This window comes from Pseudomonas sp. Sample_24 (assembly GCF_004307605.1).
Lineage (GTDB): Bacteria > Pseudomonadota > Gammaproteobacteria > Pseudomonadales > Pseudomonadaceae > Aquipseudomonas.
The window spans coordinates 1-26,470 of sequence record NZ_RCNW01000329.1; the positions used below are offsets into that span (position 1 = coordinate 1).

The following is a 26,470-nucleotide window of genomic DNA, read 5'->3' on the forward strand; positions in this document are numbered from 1 at the left end:
GCGATCCTGCCTCTCAGGTTTATGTCTCGCACAAGCGTAAAGACTGTGAAGAGGTCGGCTTCCTTTCCCAGGCTTACGACCTGCCTTCCGAAACCACTCAAGAAGCGCTGGCCGATCTGATCGATCGCCTGAATGACGATCCCGCCATTGATGGCGTCCTGTTGCAGCTTCCTCTGCCTGAACACCTGGACGCGTCCAAACTGCTGGAGCGCATTCGTCCGGACAAAGACGTCGACGGCTTCCATCCCTACAACGTCGGCCGCCTTGCCCAGCGCATTCCACTGCTGCGCCCGTGCACGCCAAAAGGCATCATGACCCTGCTGGAAAGCACCGGTGCCGATCTGTACGGAATGAATGCCGTGGTCGTCGGTGCATCCAACATTGTTGGCCGCCCGATGGCGATGGAGTTGCTGCTGGCCGGTTGCACCGTGACCGTCACCCACCGATTCACCAAGGATCTGGCTGGCCACGTCGGTCGCGCCGATCTCGTCGTCGTTGCCGCTGGCAAGCCCGGCCTGGTCAAGGGTGAGTGGATCAAGGAAGGCGCGATCGTGATCGACGTCGGCATCAACCGCCAGGAAGACGGCAAGCTGGTTGGCGACGTGATCTACGAAACCGCCCTGCCCCGCGCCGGCTGGATCACTCCGGTACCCGGCGGCGTCGGTCCGATGACCCGCGCCTGCCTGCTGGAAAACACCCTGTACGCAGCCGAAACCCTGCACAGCTAAGCCTCGCTGCATAGATGACCGGCAACACAAGGAACCCCGCCCATGGCGGGGTTCTTTTTTGCCTGCGCAGCAGCTTCGACCATCCGCCGGAAAATAACTTTTTTTTCATGTTTTCCGGGACTTTCACCTGGTACTTGAACAACCATCGACAGTTATTCAGCCATACTCCAGAATGTCGCGCTTTTCGAGAAATAGCCCGTTACAACACGGCATATCAACACTTTATGAGTCTGCCAGCGTGAAAATCCGTCTTTCCATCCTGAGCCTATTTTTTGCAGTTACAGGGACTTTCATCACGCCAATCGCCAGCGCTGGCGAAACCACTGCAGCGCCTCGATCCACCTCGCAACTCAAACTCGCTTCCGGCAGCTCTTTACTGCTGGATATCCAGACCAACAAAGTCATCTACGCCAGCAACCCCGACGTTGTCGTGCCCATCGCTTCCGTCAGCAAATTGATGACCGGCCTGGTCGTGGTGGAAGCCCGGCAGAACATGGACGAGTACATCAACATCAACATCAGCGACACGCCAGAAATGAAGGGTGTGTATTCCCGGGTAAAACTCAAGAGCGAGTTGCCACGCCGGGAAATGCTGCTGATTGCCCTGATGTCATCGGAAAACCGCGCCGCCGCGAGCCTCGCCCACCATTATCCGGGTGGTTACGCCGCGTTTATTGCGGCGATGAATGCCAAAGCCCGGGCCCTGGGCATGACCAATACCCATTTCGTCGAGCCAACAGGTCTCTCCCCGCGCAACGTTTCGACCGCACGTGATTTGAGCAAACTGCTGATCGCCGCGCACAAGTATCCGCTGCTGACCGAGTTGAGCACGACCAAGGAAAAAACCGTTACGTTCCGCAAACCCGTCTACAGCCTGGGCTTTCGCAATACCGACCATTTGGTCCGCAAGCCGGACTGGGACATCCAGCTGACAAAGACCGGTTTCACCAACGCAGCAGGCCACTGTCTGGTGCTCGTAACGCGGATGAGCAACCGCCCGGTGGCCCTGGTCATACTCGACGCCTATGGCAAATACACCCACTTTGCCGATGCCACGCGCATGCGTAATTGGGTTGAGAGTGGAAAAAGCGCGGACGTGCCTTCGGTTGCCCTGCAATACAAAGCGGATAAAAACCTGAAGCAACGTCAGAGCGGTGTCGTCGAAGCTTCAAAGTAAATACTGACAACCGCAAGCAAAAGCCCCGAATATTCGGGGCTTTTTTCTTCAATCGTTGGGCAGCGGCATCTGGTCGTCATCCGGAATGCCGTCGCCTTTGCTTGGGTCTCGCCAGCCCTGCGGATGCTCGCCTGGAGCCACCGTCGGCCGAGCCAGCGGATCGCGCATCGGGCTATCCGGATCCAGTACGGGATCGATGTCCTCTTGCGGTGTAGTGGGAACGGTTTCCGGGCGTTTATCGTTGAAACTCGAATCAGTGGACATACACACCTCCGTCAGACCTGAGGTTTCAGGTCACCGAGTGGATCGTAGGGCTTTGCGGGAGCCTTAGGGTCATCGCCCGGCTTCACGTCTTTAGGCGCCTTGGCCGGTCCGATGGGATCGACCTGAGGGTCGGCGAGGTCAGGAGAATCGGGGTCGAAGCCCAGCTCATCGCCGGACGAATGCTCAGACGAATGCGGGCCAGCGGGAGTATTGGAATGTGCCATGAGCGCCTCCTGATCGCGGCCCGAAAAGTACGGGCCTTGATAGTCAGAGGATACCGCTGCGCAGGGGTGCCCGGCAGATGACGAACGGGCTTAATGGGCGCCCAAGGCTTTTTTGGCTTTTGCCGCCGCCTGCTCCTGGCCGGCCTGGGCGAGATCGTTTGCCGCCTTCAGCCAGCGCTGCTGGTCGACGTCGGCGGGAATCTGCGTTGGCGCCTGAATCAACACCGCCCAGCCACCCGCATCCTTGAATGCCGATTCGAACGAACCGAAGCTCATCAGCAGCCGCTGATCCATCCCGGCTCGCAGTAATACAGTCTGCTTCTGCCGGTTGTACCCCGTGAGAATGGCATAACGCGGCTCGGACCAAAGCGCCGAACCTTCGGTAAACCGCACCATGACCGGATACCCGGCCGCCACCTGAGTCAGCAAGGCGGGCAAGTCGCTGTCCAGCGGATAGACCATCATTCCGTACTCGCGGGCGAGGTTTTGCATGTTCTGTTGCAATTGGGCCTCGGCGCCCGGCAAACGCAGCGGTTTATCCAGCAGGCCCGGAGTGATCACGATGCCTTGCTGGGACAACATGCTCGCCAGCACCTGCGGCCCGCTTTGATTGGCCACGCCCTTGTAGAAGCGGCCACTGAGCTCCACCCGTTCCGGCAGACGCTTGATTTGTGGCGCCACGCTCCCCGCGCAGCCCGCCAGACCGGCGACACAACCCACGATGACCGCCACTGAAAGCATTCGAGAAATTACCCGCACCATCATCACTCTCTTGTTCAGACGCCAGGCAATCCGCTTCCCGGCTTGGCCGTCGATCATAGGACGCCACGGAGCATCGGTATAGCCTTAACCGGTAGTTGGCTGGTTTGCATAGAGCGAACTGGTTGATGGCTGTCGACCTTCGGTCAATAGCCTGAAACACGACAGCGACTAGACTGTCACTTGCATAGCGTGTCCGCCCGCTGCAGGGCAAAGAGGAGGCATCGATGAGCCTGATTATGACAATCGTGATGTTGATCAGCGGCTGGTTGGCCGTAGCCGCCGCCATGTTATGGGGCGTTCTGCGCGTTACCCGCCGGCACCATCCTTCAGCTCATTCAGCACCCGCGCCGAAAGCCGAAGAACCAGCCGCACACCACGTCACCGCGCACTGACGCCTACCGGATAAAAAAAAGGCCGCCTGGACTCTCTTGAGTTCAGGCGGCCGTTCATTTAGCGAAGATTAAGCTTCAGCAGCTACACGCTTCTGTCTCGCCCGGCGAGACATCATGTTCAGCACTTCGATAGCAGCCGAGAATGCCATGGCGGCATAAACGTAGCCTTTCGGTACATGGGCGCCGAAACCTTCGGCGATCAGCGTCATGCCGATCATGATCAGGAAGCCCAGGGCCAGCATGACCACAGTCGGGTTGTCGTTGATGAACTTGGCCAGTGGATCAGCCGCCAGCAACATCACCAGTACCGACACCACGACCGCAATGATCATGATCGGCAAATGCTCGGTCATGCCGACGGCGGTAATGATGCTGTCGATAGAGAACACCATGTCCAGCATCAGAATCTGACCAATGGCCGCGGCAAAGCCCAGGGTCACGGTCGAGGTTGCCGACTTCGGATCTTCCGGCGCCGGGTCCATGCTGTGATGGATCTCGGTGGTTGCCTTCCACAGCAGGAACAAGCCACCAGCAATCAGGATCATGTCTTTCCAGGAGAACGCATGGCCGAGAATTTCAATGACCGGCGCGGTCAACTGGACAATGAATGCGATGGTGCTGAGCAAGCCCAAGCGCAGGATCAGCGCCATGCCGATACCGATGCGCCGCGCTTTCTGCCGATGCTGCTCGGGCAGTTTGTTGGTCAGGATCGAAATGAAGATCAGGTTATCGATGCCGAGCACGATTTCCATCACCACCAGGGTGGCCAGGGCAACCCAGGCAGTGGGGCTGGCGGCTAGTTGTAAAAGGTATTCCATGGGTCAGTCCTGGCTCGCTGTAAGACGGTTTAGATTTCCTGGGAAGAAGATTCGGTTTTTTCCGATTCTTTTTCTGATTCTTTTTTGCTGATCAGTCCGCCAGTGGCGTCACTGAGCGCCTGTTCGGCGGCTTTGTGGGTATCGTCTATGGCCTGCTTGGCGCTTTCCGCCGCCTTGCCCATCAATTGCTGAGCGCTTTTTTCCGCCTGGTCGCAACCGGCCAACACCAGTAAAGATGAGATCAACAACGCCGTAGCTTTGAATTTCATGATGCTTCCCTCGATAGAACGAACGGGACCGAAACGATGGCCCGTTGATAGCGAGGCATTCTAGGGAGATGAATACTTCAGGAAAATTCGTTTTTTTACCGGCTATACTTCGGTTTTTGCGAACTATGAAAACGACATGCTCAACTATCGGCAATTACATTACTTCTGGGTCGTGGCCAAGACCGGCAGCATCGTTCGCGCCTGCGAACAACTGAACCTGACGCCACAGACCATCAGCGGGCAAATTTCCCTGCTCGAACAAACGTACGGGATCGAACTGTTTCGCCGGGTCGGAAGGCAACTGGAACTCACCGAAGCCGGGCGGCAGACCCTGCCCTACGCCGAGCAAATGTTTCAGTTGGGTGGTGAGCTGGAGCTGATGCTGCGTGCGCAGCCCAATGAACAGCAGATTCTGTTCCGGGTCGGCGTCGCCGATGTAGTGCCCAAATCCATCGTCTATCGGCTGATTGCGCCAACCATGGAATTGAGTGAACCGCTACGCATTACCTGTCGCGAGGACAAACTGGAGCGCCTGCTTGCCGATCTCGCGATCCAGCGCCTGGACCTGGTGATATCCGACAGCCCGATGCCGTCGCACCTGGATATCAAGGGCTACAGCCAGAAACTCGGTGAATGCGGGATCAGTTTTTTTGCCACCCCTGAGCTCGCGGCACAATATGGCCAGGATTTCCCCCGCAGCCTGCATGGCGCGCCTTTGCTGATTCCGGGACCGGAAACCGTGGTCCGCAGCCGTTTGCAACGCTGGTTCGCCGAACAGCAAATTCAGCCGCAAATTGTCGGCGAGTTCGACGACAGCGCGTTGATGCAGGCCTTTGGTCAATCCGGCAGCGGGATTTTCATCGGCCCGAGCGTGATCGCCGATGAAGTGAAACGCCAGTGCGGCGTGGAAGTGATTGGCCAGACCGACGCGGTGAGCGAGTCGTTCTACGCCATTTCGGTGGAACGCAAGGTCAAGCACCCCGGCATTGTCGCCATTACCGAAGGTGCCCGACGCGAGTTGTTTACGGCGCTGTGACCACTTCCCGGGGCTTGAAGGTCATCAGGGCGATGGCCAACAGGATCGATGCCAGGATAAAAGCCGCCGCGGCAAAACCAAGGCCTTGCAGGCCTACACTGTCGATCACCCGGCCGCCGATCATGGCGCCCAGGCCAATACCGAGGTTGGCCCCGGCAATGTTCAGCGAAGCAGCGAACGCCGGCGCCTGCGGTGCCGCCTTCATCAAACGCACATGGCTGACCAGGAACATCGCCGCCTGCGTCACGCCCCAGATGCCCATCGCCGCCGCCAGCCCCACGGGCGAATGAATGTTCGGCACCAGCGCCACCAGCCCGGCGATCATGAATGCGCAAAACATCATCGACGCCATCAGCGGATGACGGTCTACCGCGCGACCACCCAGCGAATTGCCGATCAACCCGACCGCGCCGAAACCCATCAGGCACCAGCCAACCACGGTGCCGTTGAAGCCGGCCAGGCGCTCGAGGATGTCCGCCAGATAGGTATAAGCAGTGAACATGCCGCTGAACACAATCACCGACAACAACACGTGACCGATCATCAACGGGCTGCGCAGGATCTTGAACTGCGAAAGGAAACTCACCTGATGTTGATGCAGGCTGGTTTTTGGCAAATAGATAAACAGCAACAACGCTTTGGCAAACGCGATGACAGCCAGGATCGCGAAAGCACTGCGCCAGCCGAAGGCATCGGAAATCAGTGTGCCCACGGGTATGCCGAACACCGTGGCGCAGACAATACCGAAGCCGATCTTGGCAATGGCCCGCCCCGCGTAGTCCGGCCCGACAATATCGACCGCTGTTTCACTGGCCAGGGCCCAGAACACCGGCAACCCCAGCGCCGGGATCAGCCGCGCGAACGCCATGACCCAGATATTCGGCGCCAGTGCCGCCAGAGTGTTGGCCAGACCAAACATGATCAACACCGAAATAAACAGCTTGCGCCGCTCGAAGCGCGCGAAGTACGCCGTCAGAAATGGGCCGAAGGCAGCAACAGTGAAAGCGAACAGCGTCACCAGCAGACCCGCTTGCGGGATGCTGACGTCTAGATCACGGGCGATGGCCGGCAACAGGCCGACGATGACGAACTCCGTGGTCAGCACCGTGAACCCGGCGGCAGACAACAGAAGGATGGGCAACAGCATGCAAAACTCCAGAAAACGAGAACACCAGCGATAGCCCGAAGGCTCACTGGCAATATGAAAATGAGGATGGCGAATCTTAACAGAGTGCTTGCGGATGCGGTTGCACGAACCTGCAATTCGCGTTGAATGCCGGGGTGGCAGTTCGTCACAGGTCTGAAGGATCGCACCTACGCTGTGATAAAGTCCGCGCCCTGAAAAATGTACACCCTGTGGTGAATGTCCGGTCGGTTAGTCGAGACACCCATGGCGAGGGAGCTTGCTCCCTCGCCACAGGAATCAACGCTGGCATTTGCCCTGTGTTTCCTTCTCGGTTTCCTGCCTGCGGCCTGCCCTGTTTGTTGCCGCAAACCTGCGAAACCATGCATTAATAAAAATCAGAGATGCTGTTTTATGACTGCTTCATCCCCTTCTCTATTACACCGCATTAAACGCTTGAGCCTGGTCACGCAGATCGTGATCGGCCTGATCGCCGGTATTACCCTGGCGCTGCTTGCCCCCGACGCGGCGAAATCCACGGCGTTCATTGGCAAAGTTTTTGTCTCGGCACTGAAAGCCGTCGCACCGATTCTGGTGTTCATACTGGTGATGGCGTCCATCGCCAACCACAAGCACGGCCAGGAAACCCATATCCGACCGATTCTGTTCCTGTATCTACTGGGGACGTTCGCCGCTGCAGTGGTCGCGGTGATTGCCAGCATGATGTTCCCGTCCAGCCTTGTGCTGTCGACGCAGGACGTAGCAGTGACAGCGCCGGGCGGCATTGGCGAAGTGCTGCAAAGCCTGCTGTTGAGTGTGGTGGATAACCCGATCAGTGCGCTGATGAATGCCAACTTCATCGGCATCCTGGCCTGGGCCATCGGCATGGGTATCGCCATCCGCCATGCGGGCGACACGACGCGTGAAGTGCTGGGCGACCTGTCCAACGGCGTGACGGTTATCGTGCGACTGGTCATCAGCTTCGCGCCGCTGGGGATTTTCGGCCTGGTGGCTTCGACCCTGGCGACGTCGGGTTTTGGTGCCTTGATCGGCTATGCGCAACTGCTGGCCGTGCTGCTGGGTTGCATGTTGTTCGTGGCGCTGGTGATGAACCCGCTCATCGTGTTCTGGAAACTGCGCCGCAACCCGTATCCGCTGGTACTGACCTGCTTGCGCGAGAGCGGCATCACCGCATTCTTCACCCGCAGTTCGGCAGCGAACATTCCGGTCAACCTGGAGTTGAGCAAGCGTCTGGGCCTGCACGAAGACACCTACTCGGTGTCGATCCCTTTGGGTGCGACCATCAACATGGCCGGTGCTGCGATCACTATCACCGTGCTGACGTTGGCGGCCGTGCACACACTGGGGATCGCCGTGGATATCCCGACTGCGATCCTGCTCAGCGTCGTCGCGGCAATCTGCGCCTGCGGCGCTTCGGGTGTGGCGGGTGGTTCGCTGTTGCTGATTCCACTGGCGTGCAGCCTGTTCGGCATTCCAAGCGAAATCGCCATGCAGGTGGTAGCCGTTGGTTTCATTATTGGTGTGTTGCAGGATTCGGCGGAAACCGCTCTGAATTCTTCCTCTGATGTGCTGTTCACGGCGGCGGCCTGCCTGGGTGAAGAGCAGAAAGCCGAACGGCTGGCGTAGTACATCGCCACTCCCACGGCAGATCGCTTGCCCATGAAAAAGCCCCCGCAGCCAAAGGCTCCGGGGGCTTTTTTACATCTGGACGGTTTAGAACGCGCCCATGTAATCGCGCTTGCCCACTTCCACACCGTTGTGGCGCAACAGTGCATAAGTGGTGGTGACGTGGAAGAAGAACTGCGGCAGGCCGTAGGTCAGCAGGTAAGCCTGGCCAGAAAAACGCTTTTCTTTCGGCGTGCCAGGACGGGTGACGATCTCGATGCCTTCCTTGCCATTGATCTGCTCAGGCGTGAACTCGCCGATGTAGGCCAGAACCTTGGCGATCAGCGCTTGCAGCTCGGCGAAAGTGGTTTCGGTGTCGTCGTACTTCGGCACTTCAACCTCGGCCAGACGCGAAGAAACGCCCTTGGCGAAATCGACGGCGATTTGCACCTGGCGCACCAGCGGGAACATGTCCGGGTACAGGCGGGCTTGCAGGAAGGCGTTCGGGTCGATGTTCTTGGCGGTGGCGTGGGCCTCGGCTTTTTTCAGTACATCGCTCAGGGCGTTGAGCATTTGCTGGAAAACAGGAACGGAGGCGTCGTACAGGGAAATGGTCATGGCAGTCTCGCGTGATGACAGGAGGAAACGTGGGGCCGATTATAGCCATGCGCGACCGTCCTGCGGCTTGTCTTTTATCCTGCAAGGATTAGGCTAGGCTGCTTCGATGGCACAGGGAAAAGCGCGATGAGCACTGAACAAGAACAGACCTTTGACGAACCACGCCTGAACGGCACGGAAATCCGCATTCTGGGTTCGTTGATCGAGAAACAGGCCACCAGCCCGGAAACCTATCCGCTTACCCTCAATGCCCTGGTGATTGCCTGCAACCAGAAAACCAGTCGCGAACCGGTGATGAACCTCACTCCCGGCCAGGTTGGGCAGAGCCTGCGTGCACTTGAAGGACGCGGTTTCACCAAACTGGTGATGGGCAGCCGCGCAGATCGCTGGGAACACAAAGTCGACAAGGCGTTGGAGTTGGTGCCGCCTCAGGTGATTCTGACCGGGCTGATGTTTTTGCGCGGACCGCAGACAGTCAACGAACTGCTGACCCGCAGTGGTCGCATGCATGAGTTTGAAGATGCCGAACAGGTGGTGCATCAGCTCGAGCGCTTGATTGCGCGAGGGCTGGCGGTGCTGATTCCGCGACAGGCGGGGCAGCGCGAAGACCGTTATACCCATGCGCTGGGCGATCCGGCGGATATCGAGGCGATTCTCGCGGCGCGGCAGAACCCGTCGGAACGCGGCGCCGGCAGCGGTGTTTCGGTTGAGCGGATAGAGGAGCTGGAGGCGCGGATTGCGGCGCTGGAAGAGCGGCTGGCGCGGCTGGAATAACCGATCGGCTGGTCACCTTGGTGTTGGATTTAGCGCCGTCATCGCCAGCAGGCTGGCTCCCACATTGAAATGCATTCCATTGTGGGATCACAGCTAGCCTGCTGACGATGTGGCCGGTTCAAACAACAAGAGAACAGGGTTTATCAACCCCGCGCAAACGCCACCGCTTTCTGAAACTGTTCCTCTGTCGGGCGAACGCCGGTGTACAGCACAAACTGCTCCAAGGCCTGGATTGCAATCACTTCCAGCCCGGTAATGACCTTCTTGCCCTCGGCACGCGCCCGCACGATCAGCGGGGTTTCCGACGGTATCGCCACCACATCGAAGACGATATCCGCAGCCTTGATGACTTCGACGTCGAAGGCCAATTTACCGGCTTCTGCCCCGCCATCCATGCCCACCGGGGTTACGTTGACCAGCATCTGCGGACGACGGGTACCCAGGTCCGCTTGCCATTCATAACCCAGGGATTGGGCCAAAGCGCGGCCGGCGCGTTCGTTACGGGCCACGATCAAGCCATTTTTGTAACCACCGTCACGCAGGGCACTGGCAACAGCCTTGGCCATGCCACCGCTGCCGCGCAGCGCAAACGTAGTGTCCTTGGACACTTCGTGGGTTTGCAGCAGTTGGGCCACGGCGATGTAATCAGTGTTGTAGGCCTTGAGATGGCCGTCGGTGTTAACGATGGTGTTGATCGATTGAATGGCGGCGGCGGAAGCGTCCATTTCATCGACCAAGGCAATACAGGCTTCCTTGAACGGCATGGACACGCCACACCCGCGAATGCCCAGCGCACGAATACCGCCCACGGCACCCGGCAGATCCTGACTGCTGAACGCCTTGTAATAGAAATTCAACCCCAACTGTTCATACAGATGATTGTGAAATCGCAGGCCAAAGTTGCCGGGGCGCCCGGAAAGTGACATGCACAACTGAGTGTCTCGATTGGGGTTCATCTGCATGAAGATCTCCTTCTAACGCACTTTCAGATGGACGGGATTAGCCAGCCCAAGTGTTCTGATCAATGATAATCGCGTACCTGTCGGCGGCACCTGCAACCGTCAGAAAACCGGTACAGACCTTACACAAAATTTACCCTGCGGCTGTGCTGATTTTCAAAAAAACGCTGTCTTAGAAGTATCCCCGCGACAAACCTTGAGTCTATTGCAGACACAAGCGCTGGGGCGAAGAAGCGAGGAACTATCATGATCCGTACAATCCCCACAGTGGCCTTGCTGATCGGCGCTCTGACTATCGCCGGGCAGGCAGAGGCGCATGGCGGTGGCGGCGGCGGTTGGGAAGGCCCGGCGGTATTTGGCGCGATCGTGGGCACGGCCATCGTTGGCTCGGCCATCATCAACAGTAACCGACCGGTGTACGTCGCGCCGCAACCGGTCTATGCCCAGCCGGCCCCGGTCTATTACGCACCGCCACCGCCTCCGGTCTACTACCAACCGGCTCCAGTGTACGTGCAACAGCCGATCTACTACCGTCCGGCGCCAGTCTATTACGGACCACCCCGTGGCTATTACGGCCCACCCCGCGGTTACTATCGCCCCCGTTACGGTCACTACTGACTGGTTCATCAAGCCCCGCAGTGACGGCTAGATGCTGTTCACTTAAAGCATCCTGTGGCGAGGGAGCTCGTCTTTGAGTGAGCAATATTGCGCTGTGATAGCGGGGCTTTTTTGGCCCGTTGTTTCGTCCTGAACAACGCTTTCACCTTCTGACTTATCATCAGGCTGGTCTGAATAAATCTCGCCGAGGTCGCTCTCGGGACAGCGAGTTGGGCATAAATGGGCAACAGTGTCGCGACACTGTTTCTGCCGCGCGGCAGCCAACGGTCATATTTATGTCATGTCAGGTCTGCAAGCTCGGACCTGTCCGTCAAGAACAGGTTGATAACAACAAGGACGACCTCATGCCAACGCAAAATCCGCACCGCATTGTCGGCCTGTGCACTTCAAGCAAGGTGTACAACGCGCTGACCGAACTCAAGCACCTGGAAGGTCATCGCAGCGCCAAGTTCCTTTCGCTGCTGACGCAAAACCTGGTGCGCAAAGGCCTGCTCAATGAGCAGGAAGTGGTGCACATGCTCGACCAGGTCGTCGATTGAGCGACAGCGGGTCAATTGCCCTCACTCGCATCAATGACCACTATCGAAAACGGTGATTGTTCGTAAAAACCTGCGCCACGTAAGGTAGCCCCATTGATTGATGGAGGTTACTTATGATGTCTCAAGTTCAGATCATGTCCGTTATCGGCAGCGCCGTCCCTGCACCGCTCAGAGCGCTGGGCATGCTTGCCTGCTGGTATCTCGTCCAGGATGGCGAACAAATCAGCGGCCCGCTCACCTCACTGCCCGATGCCCAGGCGCTGTCGCAGCAAATCAGTGCTGGCCAGCAAGGCAAGCTCAACGCCTAAGGCAACTGAACCCGCGGCTTGGTCTCGATGAAAATCGCCCAGCTCGACATGAACAGTGCGGCAATCAACGGCCCGATGACAAAGCCATTGAGACCGAAGATCGCCAGGCCACCCAAGGTGGAAATCAGGATCATGTAATCGGGCATCTTCGTGTCCTTGCCCACCAGGATCGGTCGCAGCACATTATCGACCAGGCCGATCACGAACACACCGAACAAGGCCAATGTCACGCCTTGCCAGATCGCCCCGGTAAACAGGAAAAACGCTGCCACCGGCGCCCAGACAATCCCGGCCCCCACAGCCGGCAACAGCGACAGAAACGCCATCAGCACTGCCCAGATCAAGACACTGGGAATATCCAGAAACCAGAAGATCAAACCGCCCAACGCGCCCTGCGTGATCGCCACCACCAGATTGCCCTTCACGGTCGCCCGCACCACGCGGTTGAACTTGAGTTGCAAACGGCGCTTCTGGGTTTCCTCCAGCGGTACGGCCATGCGCACCTTGCGCGCAAGTTCGGCACCGTCACGCAAGAAGAAAAACAGCAGGTACAGCATGATGAAAAAGCTGACGATGAACTCGAACGTCCCCTGACCAAAACTGAACACCTGAGTAGCAACGAATTCATTGCCGGACATGGCGCTCTTGATGATTTTCTCCCGCAGCCCATTCAGTTCGCCCATTCCGAAACGGTCGAGCAAATGCTGGAAGTAGGCCGGCAGGCTGTGCTTGAACTGCGTCACGTAGCCGGCTATGTCCAGTTCACCACTCTCGATCTTCTGGTAGACCGCTGTTCCTTCCTGCACCAGAAAGATGCTCAGGACAATCACCGGCAGGATCGCGATCAACAAACAGATGCTCAAGGTGAGCATGGAGGTGAGGTTGCGCTGCCAGCCGAATTTCAATTGCAGCCTTCGCTGTAGAGGGGCGAACAGAATCCCGAGGATCACCGCCCAGAATACGGCACCGTAAAACGGCAACAATATCCAGATGAAAGCAACGCTTACCAGTGCCAGCAGAATCGTCAACGACCTGTCTTTAAGTGTTTCTTCGTTCATGTCCGATCCATGCCAGTCTGCCTGAACGCGAAAGTACGTCCTGTTCCTTAGGCCGCCACGGCTCGCACGAGTGCCATCCGTTTGTGAATAAAGCATAGATCCAGATCAATAAACCCTCGGAGCAAAGCGTTTACCCTGCTCGGCTTTTGCGATCGACTCACCATGAACCTCATTGCTCCGGAACTGCTCGCCCCCGCCGGCACCCTGAAAAACATGCGTTATGCGTTCGCCTACGGCGCCGATGCGGTGTATGCCGGTCAGCCGCGCTACAGTCTGCGGGTGCGCAACAACGAATTCGATCATGCCCATCTGGCCCTCGGCATTCGCGAGGCGCAGGCGCTGGGCAAACGTTTCTATGTAGTGGTCAACATCGCGCCGCACAACGCCAAGCTAAAGACCTTCCTCAAGGACCTGGCGCCCATCATCGCCATGGCGCCCGACGCGCTGATCATGTCCGATCCCGGCCTGATCATGCTGGTGCGCCGACACTATCCGCAGATGCCGATTCACCTTTCAGTGCAGGCCAACACCGTGAATTGGGCCAGTGTCGAGTTCTGGCAGCAACAGGGCTTGAGCCGGATCATCCTGTCGCGGGAGTTGTCGCTGGAAGAAATCGAGGAAATTCGCCAACAGGTTCCGGCCATGGAGCTGGAGGTATTTGTGCATGGTGCGTTGTGTATGGCCTATTCCGGGCGCTGCCTGCTGTCGGGCTACATGAACAAACGCGACGCCAACCAAGGCAGCTGCACCAACGCTTGCCGCTGGAAATACGCTGCGCAACCGGCCACCGAGAACCTGCTGGGAGAGATCGTCCAGACGTTCGAGCCGGAACCGACCCTGGGCATCGGCGCGCCCACCGACCAGGTGTTCCTGTTACAGGAAGCCAACCGTCCGGCCGAACAGATGCCGGCCTTCGAGGATGAACACGGCACCTACATCATGAACGCCAAGGATCTGCGCGCGGTGCAGCATGTCGAGCGCCTGACGCGGATGGGGGTGCACTCACTGAAAATCGAAGGCCGGACCAAATCGCATTTCTATTGCGCACGCACCACTCAGGTTTACCGCCGGGCAATCGACGATGCGGTGGCTGGCCGGACGTTCGACCGCAGCCTGATGGCAGATCTGGAATCCCTCGCCCAGCGCGGTTACACCGAGGGCTTCCTGCGGCGCCATGTGCACGACGAATACCAGAACTACCAGAACGGCAGTTCGGTATCAGAGCGACAACAGTTCGTCGGCGAACTGACAGGCGAACGTCAGGGGCGTTTGGCGCAAGTAAAGGTGAAAAACCGTTTTGCCTTGGGCGATCACATGGAACTGATGACGCCCAAGGGCAACTTCCACTTCGATCTGCACCAGCTGCAGAACATGCAAGGCGAGCCCATCAAAGTGGCACCGGGCGACGGACACACGGTGTATTTGCCGATTCCGGATGCGGTGGATCTGAATTTCGGGCTGCTGATGCGGGATTTGTCGTAACCCTCCTATAGAGCGTCAGGCGAACTCTTCGCGCAACATCGCCACAAACGCCTCACGCGCCGGGTGCACCCCGGCGTTTTCATGCCAATAAAACAGGTTTTCAATGGCCGTCAGTTCAGCAAACTCATAGCCCACGCAACCCGCGCCCTTGGCGTATTGATCGAACACGCCCTTGGGCACCAATGCCACGCCTGCCCCGGCACTCACACAGCCGACGATTGCGCCGTAACTGGCCAGACTGACAATCGGCAACGCCATGCCCTGGCGCAACAACCAATGCTCCAGCGCCGCTCGGTACGGACAACCTTGAGGCCACATGAACACGGTCTTGTCCTGCAGATCCGCCATGTCGTGCACCGGCCCAAGCGACGTCGAGGCGATCAGCAACAGGTCTTCGCGGTACATTGGCGTACGCTTGAGATGCGAGCGCTCGACATCCACCGCGACGATTGCGCCGTCAAGTCGATGGCTCAACGTGTCATCGAGCAACTGCCCCCAACTGCCCGTGGTCAATTCCAATGCTACCGCTGGATAGCGCTTGTGAAACTTGGCCAGCAAGCGCGGCAAGCGTCCGGTAGCGGAAGACTCGATGGCGCCAATGCGCAATGGCCCGGACGGCTCAGCCATCGGGTCCACCGCACGCTTGGCTTCAGCGGTCAGGGCCAGAATCCTCGAGGCGTAGGCCAGAAAGGTCTGGCCAGACGGGCTGATCCGCAAACCACGCCCTTCACGCAAAAACAGCGCCACACCCAACTCCGCTTCCAGCGACTTGATGCGCGCCGTGATATTCGACGGCACGCAATGCAACAGCTCGGCGGCACGGGCAATACTGCCAACCTCGGCCACGGTCTTGAACATGCGAATCTGCGCCAGCTCCATACATCACCCAAAGTGAATAGATAGCGCAGTATAAGTCAGTTGTGATGAACGATAAGGATTCCGATACTCGGCGCATATTCCACCGGTGCCCGACCATGAATCCTCTGACCCCCTCCCCCCTGAAAATCATCCTGACCATGCTGTTCGTTGTCGCCTGCTGGGGATACTCCCCGAGCGGCATCCACATCGGATTGCTGGCCTACGACCCTGTGCATCTGGCGTTGCTGCGCTTTCTGATCGCTTCAGTGTTCATGGCCGCGGTCGCGCTGTTGCGCGGCATTCATCTGCCGAGACTCCGAGATCTGCCACTGCTGTTCGGGCTGGGTTTGTTTGCGGTGAGCCTGCATCACGTGGCGATCAATTTCGGCCAACAGGGCGTCAGCGCCGGCGCATCGAGTGTGCTGGCACAGACGACGCCGCTGTTCAGCACCTTGCTGGCGCGCTTCGTATTTAAGGATCGGGTTAGCGTCTGGCGCTGGGGGTGCGTCGTCCTCGGATTGGTCGGTGTGATGATTGTCGTGGCAGGTGATCACGGCTTCGGCAGCATCGACGCCCATGGCTTGTTGATTCTGCTCTCGGCATTGTCGTGGAGTGTCTACTTCGCGATGCAAAAGCATCACACCGGGCGTTACGACGGCCTGACGCTGGTTTGCTACACGGTCTGGTCCGGTACTGCGCTGCTGTTGGTGTTCCTGCCGGGGCTGGCGGATCAGGTGATGAATGCGCCGCTGCGGGTACAGTTCGCGGTGTTTGCCCTGGGGGTTTTTCCGAGTGCGCTGGCGTATCTGGCATGGGCCTACGTGCTGGCGCACGTGGATCTGAGCCGGGCAACGATGACCCTGTATCTGGTGCCGCCGATGGCGATGTTGATCGCTTCTTTTGCCCTCGGTGAAAGGCCGACGCTGATGGTTGGAGTGGGTGCGGTGGTGGTGTTGATCAGTGTGTTGGCGTTGAACCTGGAGCGGCGCCCAATGCCTCGGGCGGCGAGCGCCTGATCATGAAGACAGGTTGAAAAATTGGGCCTCTTCGCGGGCAAGCCTCGCTCCTACGGATCAATTCGATACCGTAGGAGCGAGGCGTGCCCGCGAACGGCGATAACGCAATATCAGCAACCATCAACTGGGTGAAAACCGGTCCCGGCTGTTGGTCAAATGCAACCACATTGCCGCCCGTGCCGCATCCGGGTCCTGGCGCTTGATGGCGTTGAGAATCGCCTCGTGCTCAAGATTGGCCAACTGTCCAAGTTTGCTCAAGTCCACGGCGCCACGCTCGGCTGCGTTGACCCGGGTTCGCGGGATCATCGCGCTGCCCAGGTGCTGCATGATTTCACTGAAACACACGTTGCCGGTGGCTTCGGCAATCAGTAGATGAAAGCGTCGGTCGGCCTCGACGCAACTGTCATTGTTGGCCAGCAGGTTCTGGTAATCGTCGAGCGCTTCGCGCATCTGCGTCAGTTGCTGATCGGTTCGACGCGTCGCCGCCAGCGCAGCTGCCTGGGTTTCCAGGCCCATGCGCAACTCGAGGATGCTGCGCACTCCCAGCGCGGTATCCACGTTCAGCCGCAACCCCTGCTCCGGCGCCCGCTCCAGTACAAACGTGCCGATGCCGTGACGGGTTTCCACCAACCCTGAAGCCTGCAACTTCGAGATCGCCTCGCGCACCACCGTACGACTGACACCATGCTCCTGAACGATCGAGTTCTCCGACGGCAGCTTGTCACCGGGCAGCATTTGCCCGAGCAGGATGCTCTGGGTCAGCTTGGCCACCAGGTCGTGGGCCAGGTTGTGGCTGCGCTTGCGGGCAGGCGCATCGAGATTTTCTTGCATGGGCGCGTCCGAATGACATGGCTATCGAATCGTAGCACCGAGCGTTGCGGGAATCGTCAGAAAAATCGCACCAACTTGTATGACAACACTCAACAAATCCTGAATCCACCAACAAAATTACGCCTAACCTGACATCGAATCCTTCATCAAATATCCAACTTGCAGCCATTTTATTGGGCAAAACGGGTTGCAAGGCAAAAAAATGTAGTTGTATGATGTCTATCAACAACGCAACACCGTCACACCCCGCATAAAAATAACGAGTGGGAGAAAACACAGTGAATACATCCATCTCCGGGATGAACGACGAAGCCAATTCCGTGCTGAAGTCCGCCATCTCCAAAGTCAAACGCCACGTTTTGCCGCTGTTCGTCATCATGTTCATCGTCAATTACATTGACCGAGTGAACATCGGCTTTGTCCGCGCCCACATGGAACACGACCTGGGCATCGGCGCTGCCGCCTACGGGCTTGGGGCCGGGCTGTTCTTCATCGGCTACGCGCTGTTCGAAGTGCCGTCCAATATCCTTCTGCAAAAAGTCGGCGCACGAATCTGGCTGACCCGCATCATGTTGACCTGGGGCCTGGTCGCCGCGGGCATGGCGTTCATCCAGAACGAAACCCACTTCTACATACTGCGATTTCTGTTGGGCGTGGCCGAAGCCGGATTCTTTCCCGGGGTGATCTACTACTTCACCCGTTGGTTGCCCGGCGTGGAACGCGGAAAGGCAATTGCGATTTTCCTCAGCGGCTCGGCGATTGCCTCGCTGATCTCCGGCCCGTTGTCCGGATTGCTCCTGCAAATCAGTGGCCTGGGCATGCATGGCTGGCAATGGATGTACTTCATCGAAGGCATGTTCTCGGTGGGTTTGTGCGCCTTTGTCTGGTTCTGGCTGGACTCCAAACCCCACGACGCCAAATGGCTGACCCGCGACGAACAGGACGCGCTGGTGAAAGCCATCGACGATGAACAACTGGCCCGCGAAGCCGCGACGCCGGTCAAGCCGTCGCTGGGCAAACTGCTCAAGGACCGGCAGATCATCCTGTTCTGTGTGATTTATTTCTTCATCCAGCTGACCATCTATGCCGCGACCTTCTGGCTGCCGAGCATCATCAAGAAAATGGGCGACCTCAGTGACTTCCAGGTCGGGATGTTCAATTCGATTCCATGGTTGCTGTCGATCATCGGCATGTACGCCTTCGCTTCGTTGTCGGCCAAATGGAAGCACCAGCAAGCCTGGGTCGCGACCGCGTTGCTGATCGCCGCCGCGGGCATGTTCATGTCCACCACCGGCGGGCCGATCTTCGCGTTCGTGGCGATCTGCTTTGCCGCGCTGGGTTTCAAATCGGCGTCGTCGCTGTTCTGGCCGATTCCCCAGGCCTATCTGGATGCGCGCATCGCTGCGGGCGTCATCGCGCTGATCAACTCGGTGGGCAATCTCGGCGGCTTCGTCGCGCCAACCACTTTTGGCCTGCTCGAAGAGCGCACCGGTTCGATCCAGGGCGGGCTGTACGGCCTGGCCGCCACCTCGATCATCGCCGCAATCATCGTCTTCGCTGCACGCAACAAACCCAAATCCGCGCCCGCCACCGCATCGGCTGAAGCCGCACCACGTCACGCTTGAAAGGATAAGAAAATGAGCGAGCAAAACACTGCCAAAGCACCGATCATCACCAGCATGCAGATCGTTCCCGTGGCCGGACATGACGGCATGCTGCTCAACCTGAGCGGCGCCCACGGCCCGTTTTTCACCCGCAACATTGTCATCCTCAAGGACAACGCCGGCCACACCGGTGTCGGTGAAGTGCCGGGCGGCGAGCGCATTCGCCAGACCCTTGAAGACGCCCGCAGCCTGGTGGTCGGCAGCCCGATCGGCACCTATCAGAAAATACTCAATCAAGTGCGCCAAACCTTCGCCGACCGCGATGCCGGTGGTCGCGGCTTGCAGACGTTCGACCTGCGCATCACCATTCACGCCGTTACCGGCCTCGAAGCCGCGCTGCTCGACTTGCTCGGCCAGCACCTCGATGTGCCAGTCGCCGCGCTGCTCGGTGAAGGCCAGCAGCGTGATGAAGTGAAGATGCTCGGTTATCTGTTTTACGTCGGTGATCGCAATGAAACCGACCTCGCCTACCGCAGTGAACCAGAGGCCGACAACGACTGGTTCCGCGTGCGTCACGAGAAAGCCATGAGCGCCGACGCGGTGGTGCGCCTGGCTGAAGCGGCCCATGCCAAATATGGCTTCAAGGACTTCAAGCTCAAGGGCGGCGTGCTCAGTGGCGACGCCGAGATCGAAGCCGTCACTGCACTGGCTGAGCGTTTTCCCGATGCACGTATCACCCTCGATCCGAATGGCGCCTGGTCCTTGAAGGAAGCGATCCGGTTGTGCCGTGATCAGCACGACGTTCTGGCCTACGCCGAAGACCCGTGCGGGGCGGAAAACGGTTACTCGGGCCGCGAAGTCATGGCCGAATTCCGCCGCGCCACGGGGCTGAAAACCGCGACCAACATGATCGCCACCGACTGGCGGGAAATGGGTCATGCGATCCAGCTGCAATCGGTCGACATTCCGCTGGCCGATCCGCATTTCTGGACCATGCAGGGTTCAGTCCGCGTCGCCCAGATGTGCCACGAATGGGGCTTGACCTGGGGTTCGCACTCCAACAACCACTTCGACATCTCCCTGGCGATGTTCACCCACGTCGCGGCCGCCGCACCGGGTGAGATCACCGCCATCGACACCCACTGGATCTGGCAGGACGGCCAGCGCCTGACCAAGGCGCCGTTGCAGATTGTCGACGGTTGCGTGCAAGTGCCGAAGAAACCGGGGCTGGGTGTCGAACTGGACATGGACCAAGTGGCCAAGGCCCATGAACTGTACAAAGGCATGGGGCTGGGCGCGCGGGATGACAGCGTGGCGATGCAGTTTTTGATTCCGGGATGGACGTTCGACAACAAGCGGCCGTGCCTGGTGCGTTGAGTCGACGGTAGCGCGCTCATTGGCAGTAAACCCGAGCTGCTGTTGGCAGCCCGGGTTTAATGAACGGGGTCTTCCCCCCTAGAATGGCGCACACCTGAATCAACAACGGACAACATCAACATGGATCGCTTGAAAACACTCGTGGTTTGCCTGGGGCTGCTGACCGCAGGCCAGTGTGTCGCACAGGACCCCATCGAATCGGTGGTAAACGCCGCTGTAAATCCGCTCATGCAAACCCAAGGCATTGCCGGCATGGCCGTGGCCGTCACCGCCAACGGCAAGCAGCACTTCTTCAACTACGGCGTGGCATCGAAGGAAACCGCCAAACCGGTCACCGAAAACACCCTGTTCGAGATCGGCTCGGTCAGCAAGACCTACACCGCCACCCTCGCCGCCTACGCCCAGGCTCTCGGCAAGCTGTCGTTTTCCGACAAGGCCGGCCAGGTGCTTCCCGCCCTGCGTGGCAGCGCGCTCGACAACATCAGCATGCTGCAACTGGGCACCTACAGCGCCGGAGGCCTGCCACTGCAATTTCCTGCGCAATTCGATTCGGCCGAAAAAATGCTCGGCTATTACCAACAGTGGACACCGGCCTACGCCCCCGGCAGCCACCGACTGTATTCCAACCCCAGCATCGGCTTGTTCGGCTACCTGGCCGCACACAGCATGGGCCAGCCATTCGACCAACTGATGGAAAACACCCTGCTGCCGAAACTCGGCCTCAAGCACACCTTCCTCAAGGTGCCGCAGAAGCAAATGGGGTTGTATGCCCAGGGCTACAACAAGCAAGGCGAGCCTGTGCGCGTCACCCCGGGGGCGCTCGACTCCGAGGCCTATGGCGTGAAAACCAGTGCGGCGGACCTGCTCCGCTTTGTCGAAGCGAACATGCACCCGGCAACGCTGGAAAGGCCGTTACAGCAAGCCATTGCCCTGACGCACACCGGTTACTACAGCGTTGGCGACATGACCCAGGGGCTGGGGTGGGAGCTGTATCACTACCCGGTATCGCTGGATCGTTTGCTGGCCGGGAACTCGACGCCGATGGCCATGCAGGCGCATGAAGCTCAGTGGCTGTCCCCGCCGCAATCGCCGACTCAGGACTTGCTGATCAACAAAACCGGATCGACCGGTGGCTTCGGCGCTTACGTTGCGTTCGTGCCGTCGAAAGACATCGGCATTGTCATTCTGGCCAACAAGAACTATCCGATTGCAGAGCGGGTAGAGATTGCGCATCAGGTGTTGAGCGCTCTGAGTCGCTGATAGAACAAAAAATAAAAGATCGCAGCCTTCGCCAGCCCCTAAAACGAATCCTTTAGAGGCTGGCGAAGGCTGCGATCTTTTTGTTGGGGGTTTAAACCTGCGTCTGTGAGTTGCCAGGTGGATCAATATTGTCCAGTGCACGGTTCACCAACAACTCACCCACCACGGCCAATTGCTGAATCGACAGCGCTACATTGCGGTTCGAGCTTTCCAGATTGCAAGCCAGGTCCGTGGCCAGCACGTTCAGCGACGCGAGGGTCTCGCAGGCATGGCAAAGCAAAGTGACCGAATCGATATTAGGGCGAATGGTGAAGATGTGGCTGACGGGGTCGGCGTGACTTGGGTTACGCAGGCGAGCGCTGATGGCGGGCTCGGTGATGTCGGAAAGTGGTGGGGAATCAAGAGGGTCAGAGTCAGTCGGTGACTCAGGGGGGTTGGGAGTAACTTTTTTCATGAGTGAAGTTCCTTGGGCGATTGTTGAGAACTACCAATCTCACTTCCACATGAGGGTGGCAGCTGTACGCGGGTGTGGAAGACCAGGCCAACCACCAAAACCCGGCGCACTCGAAAGTGCTCCCGCGCACAGCCACCAAAACGCGGCAATGTTGACATAAAAAATGTCACCACGCGCTTTAGGGCATTGGTAGATGACTTGAACCACCGGACTTCCACATCCGACCACTGATTTTGCAGCGGCAGAGAAAGGTTATCGGTGCACTCCCCAGAGCACCAGTTCACCAACGCCGCCGCGTCTTGCAGGAAATCTCCGAAGCAAATGCAAGGCGTTGCCTACGGTCATTTCTTGAGCATGCTGTTACAAATACCTTTTTACTAATGGCCGTTGTGATGCAGCTCAAACCGCTGTATTTAATGGATCGCTCCAGTCTGTAAGTGGCATCGGATCAATCCACGACCGGGAATGACATAATGCGCGCGCAATTTTTCACTCCGACTGACCGCCAAAGGGCGTTGTAATGGAAATCAACGGTTTCAAGATCACGAACGTCGGGCGTTTCACAGAATTGGACGTTCATTTAGCACCCACGGCCAAGCACAACTCAAACATCACCGTTTTGGTGGGTAATAACGGCGCAGGGAAAACCACTCTTTTAAAGTCATTGGCCACTTCACTGAGCTGGCTGGTTGCCAGAATTCGTACTGAAAAAGGCAACGGCAGTTACCTTACAAATGAAGATATTCAAAATGGGACCTCTGTCGCGGTTGTTGCAATTGCCATAGTAGACCGCTTACAGACTCGCTCAGATCATTCGGAAGAAAGTCCTGAAGATGTTTTGTTCGTTTGGACCACTGCTCGGGGCAGAAAAGGTCGAAAGAGCGCAGTCCATAGCTCATTGGAACAAGCTACCCAATTGGCGGATCACTATCGCAACCGTCTAACCGCCGACGACAAAGCCTCACTCCCCCTGATCGCCTACTACCCGGTAGAACGCTCCGTCCTCGAAATCCCGCTTAAAATCCGCACTAAACACACCTTCGACCAACTCGACGGCTACGACAACGCATTGAATCGCGGTGTCGATTTCCGCCGTTTCTTCGAGTGGTTCCGCGAACGCGAAGACAGCGAAAACGAGACCGGCGTCTCCGATACGGCATTGGCCGAAATTTCGAAAAAATTCGGCAACGACAGCGACATCTGGAAAACCCTGTCCCAATTGAAGGCTTCTTCCCGGGATCGTCAGTTGACCGCCGTTCGCTCTGCTATTGCCGCATTCATGCCTGGCTTCAGCAATTTGAGGGTGCAGCGCAAACCGCGTCTGCACATGGCCATCGACAAGGACGGCGTCACGCTCAATGTCTCTCAGCTCTCTCAGGGCGAGAAGTCGATGATGGCGCTGGTCGGCGACATCGCGCGTCGCTTGGCGATGATGAACCAGTCTCTGGACAACCCGTTGGAGGGTGACGGCATTGTCCTGATCGACGAAGTCGATTTGCACCTGCACCCTAAATGGCAACGCAGTCTGATTCGGCAGTTGAGCGAGACTTTCCCCAATTGCCAGTTCGTCCTGACCACGCACTCGCCGCTGGTCATCAGCGATGCAAAAGGTGTGTTGTGTTACGTGCTCGATGACGGGGAACTGCGGGAACACAACGGCTTGTATGGGCTGGACGCCAACCAGGTGTTGCTGGAAGTCATGGACACCGATGTGCGCAACAGCGAAGTGCAAAAACGCCTGAATCAGTTGCTCAAACATTTGCAGGACGGTGATCTGGAGAACGCTAAAGGCCTTTTCGCCGCGCTTTCAAATGAGCTGCCAGAGGGGCATCTGGAACTGGCGAAGGCGGCACTGTTGATTCGCAAATTGGAGTTGCGCCGTGCGTAAGATCGACAAGGGCATGGAGCCATCATTGCTGACCCGCTTTAAAAGCTCAAACAGGACGTTGCGTTATCGAGATTTGCCTGCGGTGGAGAGTCGTTCGATTCGAACGGCGTGTATATCTGAACAGTTCGGTTTGTGTGCGTATTGCTGTCAGCCGATCACCGTGGATAACGCCCATAACGAGCACCTTGAAGCCCAGGATCGTGCCCCCCATAAAACGCTGGATTTTTTCAACATCGTCGCTAGTTGCCAGCGTCCGCGACAATGTGGTCATGGTCGAAAAACAAGGCAGTTGCCCCTTACACCGTTGATGGCCGAATGCGAAACCGAGCTGCAGTTTTATTTATCCGGACTGGTAACAGGCAAGACTGATCGGGCGAAAGAATCTATCGAGGCATTAAACCTGGGTCATTCCGAGGAAAGTAACCGAGGCCTTATCAGTGCACGCAAACAAGTGGTCGAGTCACTGATATACAGCCAAGGCACTTCGCCCGGAGACTTGCAGTTTGAGGACGATGAATTGTTGATGTTACTCATGGATGACCTGAGAGCGCCGAATGAATCGCACCTGCTCCAGCCGTTTGCCCCCGTCCTCGTCAATGTAATCCATCACTTCCTGACTCAGCGCGCAGAGCAGTAGCATGAAACAACCTTGCTTGCGTGGCGAGCGCAGGGTATCGCTCTAGCGGCCAGCAAACCTGCGTCGAGCTCTACAAGTCAGCTCAATCATCCGGCTGTTCTGGCGGTTTGGTCGGTTTCGCCGGTTTGGCGTTTTTCGCGGCTTTGGCGCCTTTGGCCGCGGGTTCGGTTTCAGCGACTGGGGTGGCCACTGTCGGCGGCGGGGTTTCTTTCTCGGCTGCCGGCAACTGGTCAACGGCGGCGAAAATCTCTTCGAGCTTGACCGTGTCCGCTTGTTCGAATTTCTTCTCGCCGTCCTTGCCGACCAGAATCACCTTGGTCTTGGCACCGGCCCCCAGCTTCAGCGAGCGGATCAATGCCGCCGTGTCTTGCGGTCCCAGGTCTTTGCCTTCGCGCTGGCCCATCAGGTTAAGGACGGTATACAGCACCATGTTGCGATCGGTGAATCCCTTGCGATTGGCCGGCTCGTCCAGCGACTTTTTCAGGCTGACCCATGTCGGATCAACCGTGCTCGGAGCGATGACGATCAGTGGCCTTGCCCTGCCCTTGTCCATGTCCAGCGGTGAGTCGCCATCGGCGGCGAACAGGGGGCTGGCGATCGCCAGCAGGGTAGCCAGGGTCAGTGACCTGATGAGCATGCGCATCTCCTTTTGATATCCACGCTCTAATGATTGCGCATCGCGGCGTTCGTTCCGGGTGACGCTCCGCAAATGTATTTCGCCTTGCCCAAAGCTTAGGTCAGGGCAGTCATTGCGCAACAGGCTGGATTCATCTGAAGCCATTACAAAGCGCTACTTGATCCACCGCGAGGCGCATTGCCGGGTGTTGAATCAGAACGCCAGTTTGTAACCGATCAACACCAACATCGTCGCCAGGCAAGGACGCAACAGCTCATCGGAGATGCGCCCGGTGAGGTGGCTGCCCAGGTAAATCCCCGGCAGCGAACCGATCAGCAGAAAACCCAGTACCTGCCAATCCATGTTGCCCATGCTCGCATGGCCCAGACCGGCCACCAGCGTCAGCGGGACGGCGTGGGCGATTTCCGTGCCGACCAGGCGACGGGTCGGCAGCAGCGGATAAAGGATAAACAACGCCACCGTACCCAACGCACCGGCGCCGATGGAGGTCAGTGCCACCATGGTGCCGAGCACGAGCCCGGTGATAACGGTCAGGACGTTGAGGCGCGGACCGCTTGGGTTGTAGTTGCCACCGGCGCGCTTGTGGGCGAAGTCCAGCAGGCGTTTCTTGAACAGAATCGCCAGCGCCGTGGCAAACAACACAAAGCCCAGGGCTTGCTTGATGATCGCGTTCATCGCGTCAGGGCTGGAATGCAATGTGCTGAGGAACCACAACGTCAGCATGACTGCCGGCACGCTGCCGAGGGTCAGCCAACCGGTGATGTGCCAGTCGATGTTGTTGTTCTTTTTGTGAACAAGTACGCCACTGGATTTGGTAATGGCCGCGTACAGCAGGTCGGTGCCGACGGCGGTTGCCGGGTTGATTCCGAACCATAGCAGGATCGGGGTCATCAACGACCCGCCACCTACGCCTGTCATGCCGACGATGAAGCCGACAACCAGTCCGGCCACGACCAACCCGATGTTCACTAAATCCATTGATACGTCCACATAGACCGCAGGGAAAATCTGGCCCGCAGCATAGCGATATTTCTTATAACCAGTTATATCGATGCGATCTATCTTTATGCCTAATACAGTTCCCTGCTCGCGAGGGAGGCAACGATGTCGAGCCCTTTCAGATCAATCGCTGT

30 protein-coding genes are annotated in these 26,470 nt (G+C 58.1%); 16 read left to right on the forward strand and 14 right to left on the reverse strand.

What is annotated here, in order from left to right; translation table 11 throughout:
* Together folD and pbpG are read left to right on the forward strand one after the other, a co-directional pair.
* Positions 1-728: bifunctional methylenetetrahydrofolate dehydrogenase/methenyltetrahydrofolate cyclohydrolase FolD (folD, locus tag D8V06_RS17760; protein ID WP_130931436.1), on the forward strand; the 728-nt coding region annotated here is incomplete at its 5' end.
* 238 nt (positions 729-966) lie between these two features.
* Complete coding sequence (gene pbpG, locus D8V06_RS17765; protein ID WP_056854742.1) at positions 967-1,905, forward strand: D-alanyl-D-alanine endopeptidase; 939 nt, start codon at positions 967-969, stop codon at positions 1,903-1,905.
* A gap of 48 nt (positions 1,906-1,953) precedes the next feature.
* Here pbpG and D8V06_RS17770 read toward each other — a convergent pair whose 3' ends face one another.
* From D8V06_RS17770 to D8V06_RS17780, 3 genes are all read right to left on the reverse strand, one after another.
* Entirely contained in the window at positions 1,954-2,169 is a 216-nt protein-coding gene (locus D8V06_RS17770) for a hypothetical protein (protein ID WP_130931437.1), read from the reverse strand.
* Between the two features lie 11 nt (positions 2,170-2,180).
* The gene (locus D8V06_RS17775; protein ID WP_056854744.1) at positions 2,181-2,393 is read right to left on the reverse strand and encodes a DUF6021 family protein; all 213 of its coding nucleotides are present in this window, start codon (positions 2,391-2,393) and stop codon (positions 2,181-2,183) included.
* Between the two features lie 90 nt (positions 2,394-2,483).
* Entirely contained in the window at positions 2,484-3,212 is a 729-nt protein-coding gene (locus D8V06_RS17780) for a peptidase C39 family protein (RefSeq protein ID WP_056854745.1), read from the reverse strand.
* 167 nt (positions 3,213-3,379) lie between these two features.
* Between D8V06_RS17780 and D8V06_RS17785 the strand changes: the two genes are divergently transcribed.
* Complete coding sequence (locus D8V06_RS17785; RefSeq protein WP_177336586.1) at positions 3,380-3,547, forward strand: hypothetical protein; 168 nt, start codon at positions 3,380-3,382, stop codon at positions 3,545-3,547.
* A 68-nt stretch (positions 3,548-3,615) separates the two neighbouring features.
* Here the strand turns inward: D8V06_RS17785 and D8V06_RS17790 are convergent, their stop codons facing one another.
* A complete protein-coding gene (locus D8V06_RS17790) occupies positions 3,616-4,365 on the reverse strand; it encodes a TerC family protein (protein ID WP_056854746.1) in 750 nt (249 codons plus the stop codon).
* A 29-nt stretch (positions 4,366-4,394) separates the two neighbouring features.
* On the reverse strand, positions 4,395-4,634 hold the full coding sequence (locus tag D8V06_RS17795; RefSeq protein ID WP_056854747.1) for a hypothetical protein: 240 nt from the start codon (positions 4,632-4,634) through the stop codon (positions 4,395-4,397).
* 136 nt (positions 4,635-4,770) lie between these two features.
* Here D8V06_RS17795 and nhaR point away from each other — a divergent pair, with 136 nt between their 5' ends.
* Positions 4,771-5,670, forward strand: coding sequence for a transcriptional activator NhaR (gene nhaR, locus D8V06_RS17800; protein WP_130904239.1), 900 nt, complete (start codon positions 4,771-4,773; stop codon positions 5,668-5,670).
* On the opposite strand, the gene D8V06_RS17805 is transcribed toward nhaR, so the two are convergent.
* The gene (locus D8V06_RS17805; RefSeq protein ID WP_130931438.1) at positions 5,657-6,817 is read right to left on the reverse strand and encodes an MFS transporter; all 1,161 of its coding nucleotides are present in this window, start codon (positions 6,815-6,817) and stop codon (positions 5,657-5,659) included. The two genes, nhaR and D8V06_RS17805, sit on opposite strands and share 14 nt — an antisense overlap.
* A gap of 390 nt (positions 6,818-7,207) precedes the next feature.
* Between D8V06_RS17805 and sstT the strand changes: the two genes are divergently transcribed.
* Positions 7,208-8,440, forward strand: coding sequence for a serine/threonine transporter SstT (gene sstT, locus D8V06_RS17810; RefSeq protein ID WP_130931439.1), 1,233 nt, complete (start codon positions 7,208-7,210; stop codon positions 8,438-8,440).
* Between the two features lie 87 nt (positions 8,441-8,527).
* Here sstT and D8V06_RS17815 read toward each other — a convergent pair whose 3' ends face one another.
* The gene (locus tag D8V06_RS17815) at positions 8,528-9,037 is read right to left on the reverse strand and encodes a DUF1993 domain-containing protein (RefSeq protein WP_056854751.1); all 510 of its coding nucleotides are present in this window, start codon (positions 9,035-9,037) and stop codon (positions 8,528-8,530) included.
* A 126-nt stretch (positions 9,038-9,163) separates the two neighbouring features.
* Here D8V06_RS17815 and D8V06_RS17820 point away from each other — a divergent pair, with 126 nt between their 5' ends.
* Complete coding sequence (locus D8V06_RS17820; RefSeq protein ID WP_130904237.1) at positions 9,164-9,811, forward strand: DUF480 domain-containing protein; 648 nt, start codon at positions 9,164-9,166, stop codon at positions 9,809-9,811.
* Positions 9,812-9,954: 143 nt separating this feature from the next.
* Here the strand turns inward: D8V06_RS17820 and D8V06_RS17825 are convergent, their stop codons facing one another.
* Positions 9,955-10,773 (reverse strand): shikimate 5-dehydrogenase, encoded by an 819-nt coding sequence (locus D8V06_RS17825; RefSeq protein WP_130931440.1) that lies wholly within the window; start codon positions 10,771-10,773, stop codon positions 9,955-9,957.
* A 243-nt stretch (positions 10,774-11,016) separates the two neighbouring features.
* On the opposite strand from D8V06_RS17825, the gene D8V06_RS17830 reads away from it, so the two are divergent.
* The 3 genes from D8V06_RS17830 to D8V06_RS17840 all read left to right on the forward strand — a co-directional run bounded on the left by D8V06_RS17830 (position 11,017) and on the right by D8V06_RS17840 (position 12,235).
* Positions 11,017-11,388 (forward strand): hypothetical protein, encoded by a 372-nt coding sequence (locus tag D8V06_RS17830; protein ID WP_056854754.1) that lies wholly within the window; start codon positions 11,017-11,019, stop codon positions 11,386-11,388.
* Between the two features lie 344 nt (positions 11,389-11,732).
* Complete coding sequence (locus tag D8V06_RS17835; protein WP_034149937.1) at positions 11,733-11,927, forward strand: hypothetical protein; 195 nt, start codon at positions 11,733-11,735, stop codon at positions 11,925-11,927.
* A 116-nt stretch (positions 11,928-12,043) separates the two neighbouring features.
* Complete coding sequence (locus tag D8V06_RS17840) at positions 12,044-12,235, forward strand: hypothetical protein (RefSeq protein WP_056854899.1); 192 nt, start codon at positions 12,044-12,046, stop codon at positions 12,233-12,235.
* On the opposite strand, the gene D8V06_RS17845 is transcribed toward D8V06_RS17840, so the two are convergent.
* The gene (locus D8V06_RS17845; RefSeq protein WP_056854755.1) at positions 12,232-13,293 is read right to left on the reverse strand and encodes an AI-2E family transporter; all 1,062 of its coding nucleotides are present in this window, start codon (positions 13,291-13,293) and stop codon (positions 12,232-12,234) included. The genes D8V06_RS17840 and D8V06_RS17845 overlap by 4 nt on opposite strands.
* A gap of 162 nt (positions 13,294-13,455) precedes the next feature.
* Here D8V06_RS17845 and yegQ point away from each other — a divergent pair, with 162 nt between their 5' ends.
* The gene (gene yegQ, locus D8V06_RS17850; RefSeq protein ID WP_130904235.1) at positions 13,456-14,775 is read left to right on the forward strand and encodes a tRNA 5-hydroxyuridine modification protein YegQ; all 1,320 of its coding nucleotides are present in this window, start codon (positions 13,456-13,458) and stop codon (positions 14,773-14,775) included.
* 15 nt (positions 14,776-14,790) lie between these two features.
* Here yegQ and D8V06_RS17855 read toward each other — a convergent pair whose 3' ends face one another.
* A complete protein-coding gene (locus D8V06_RS17855; RefSeq protein ID WP_056854757.1) occupies positions 14,791-15,654 on the reverse strand; it encodes a LysR substrate-binding domain-containing protein in 864 nt (287 codons plus the stop codon).
* A 95-nt stretch (positions 15,655-15,749) separates the two neighbouring features.
* Between D8V06_RS17855 and D8V06_RS17860 the strand changes: the two genes are divergently transcribed.
* Entirely contained in the window at positions 15,750-16,649 is a 900-nt protein-coding gene (locus D8V06_RS17860; RefSeq protein ID WP_130907880.1) for a DMT family transporter, read from the forward strand.
* 120 nt (positions 16,650-16,769) lie between these two features.
* Here D8V06_RS17860 and D8V06_RS17865 read toward each other — a convergent pair whose 3' ends face one another.
* Positions 16,770-17,480, reverse strand: a complete 711-nt coding sequence (locus D8V06_RS17865) for a FadR/GntR family transcriptional regulator (RefSeq protein WP_130907879.1) — start codon at positions 17,478-17,480, stop codon at positions 16,770-16,772.
* Positions 17,481-17,758: 278 nt separating this feature from the next.
* On the opposite strand from D8V06_RS17865, the gene D8V06_RS17870 reads away from it, so the two are divergent.
* The 3 genes from D8V06_RS17870 (at position 17,759) to ampC (ending at position 21,721) form a co-directional block, all read left to right on the forward strand.
* Positions 17,759-19,105 (forward strand): MFS transporter, encoded by a 1,347-nt coding sequence (locus D8V06_RS17870; RefSeq protein WP_130907878.1) that lies wholly within the window; start codon positions 17,759-17,761, stop codon positions 19,103-19,105.
* Between the two features lie 12 nt (positions 19,106-19,117).
* Positions 19,118-20,461 (forward strand): glucarate dehydratase, encoded by a 1,344-nt coding sequence (gudD, locus tag D8V06_RS17875; RefSeq protein WP_056854761.1) that lies wholly within the window; start codon positions 19,118-19,120, stop codon positions 20,459-20,461.
* Positions 20,462-20,581: 120 nt separating this feature from the next.
* A complete protein-coding gene (gene ampC / locus D8V06_RS17880; protein ID WP_130931441.1) occupies positions 20,582-21,721 on the forward strand; it encodes a class C beta-lactamase in 1,140 nt (379 codons plus the stop codon).
* 91 nt (positions 21,722-21,812) lie between these two features.
* On the opposite strand, the gene D8V06_RS17885 is transcribed toward ampC, so the two are convergent.
* Positions 21,813-22,175 carry a DUF6124 family protein gene (locus D8V06_RS17885; RefSeq protein WP_130907876.1) on the reverse strand — a complete coding sequence of 121 codons (363 nt, stop codon included), beginning with the start codon at positions 22,173-22,175 and terminating at the stop codon, positions 21,813-21,815.
* 520 nt (positions 22,176-22,695) lie between these two features.
* On the opposite strand from D8V06_RS17885, the gene D8V06_RS17890 reads away from it, so the two are divergent.
* Both D8V06_RS17890 and D8V06_RS17895 read left to right on the forward strand, forming a co-directional pair.
* Positions 22,696-24,063 carry an AAA family ATPase gene (locus D8V06_RS17890; RefSeq protein WP_130907875.1) on the forward strand — a complete coding sequence of 456 codons (1,368 nt, stop codon included), beginning with the start codon at positions 22,696-22,698 and terminating at the stop codon, positions 24,061-24,063.
* Positions 24,056-24,700: a TIGR02646 family protein gene (locus D8V06_RS17895; protein WP_130907874.1), complete on the forward strand. Its 645-nt coding sequence runs from the start codon at positions 24,056-24,058 to the stop codon at positions 24,698-24,700. The genes D8V06_RS17890 and D8V06_RS17895 overlap by 8 nt, the downstream gene beginning before the upstream one ends.
* Before the next feature lie 82 nt (positions 24,701-24,782).
* Here the strand turns inward: D8V06_RS17895 and D8V06_RS17900 are convergent, their stop codons facing one another.
* The gene (locus D8V06_RS17900; protein ID WP_056854763.1) at positions 24,783-25,337 is read right to left on the reverse strand and encodes a DUF4174 domain-containing protein; all 555 of its coding nucleotides are present in this window, start codon (positions 25,335-25,337) and stop codon (positions 24,783-24,785) included.
* A 192-nt stretch (positions 25,338-25,529) separates the two neighbouring features.
* Positions 25,530-26,315 carry a sulfite exporter TauE/SafE family protein gene (locus D8V06_RS17905; protein ID WP_130904229.1) on the reverse strand — a complete coding sequence of 262 codons (786 nt, stop codon included), beginning with the start codon at positions 26,313-26,315 and terminating at the stop codon, positions 25,530-25,532.
* Between the last annotated feature and the right edge of the window lie 155 nt (positions 26,316-26,470).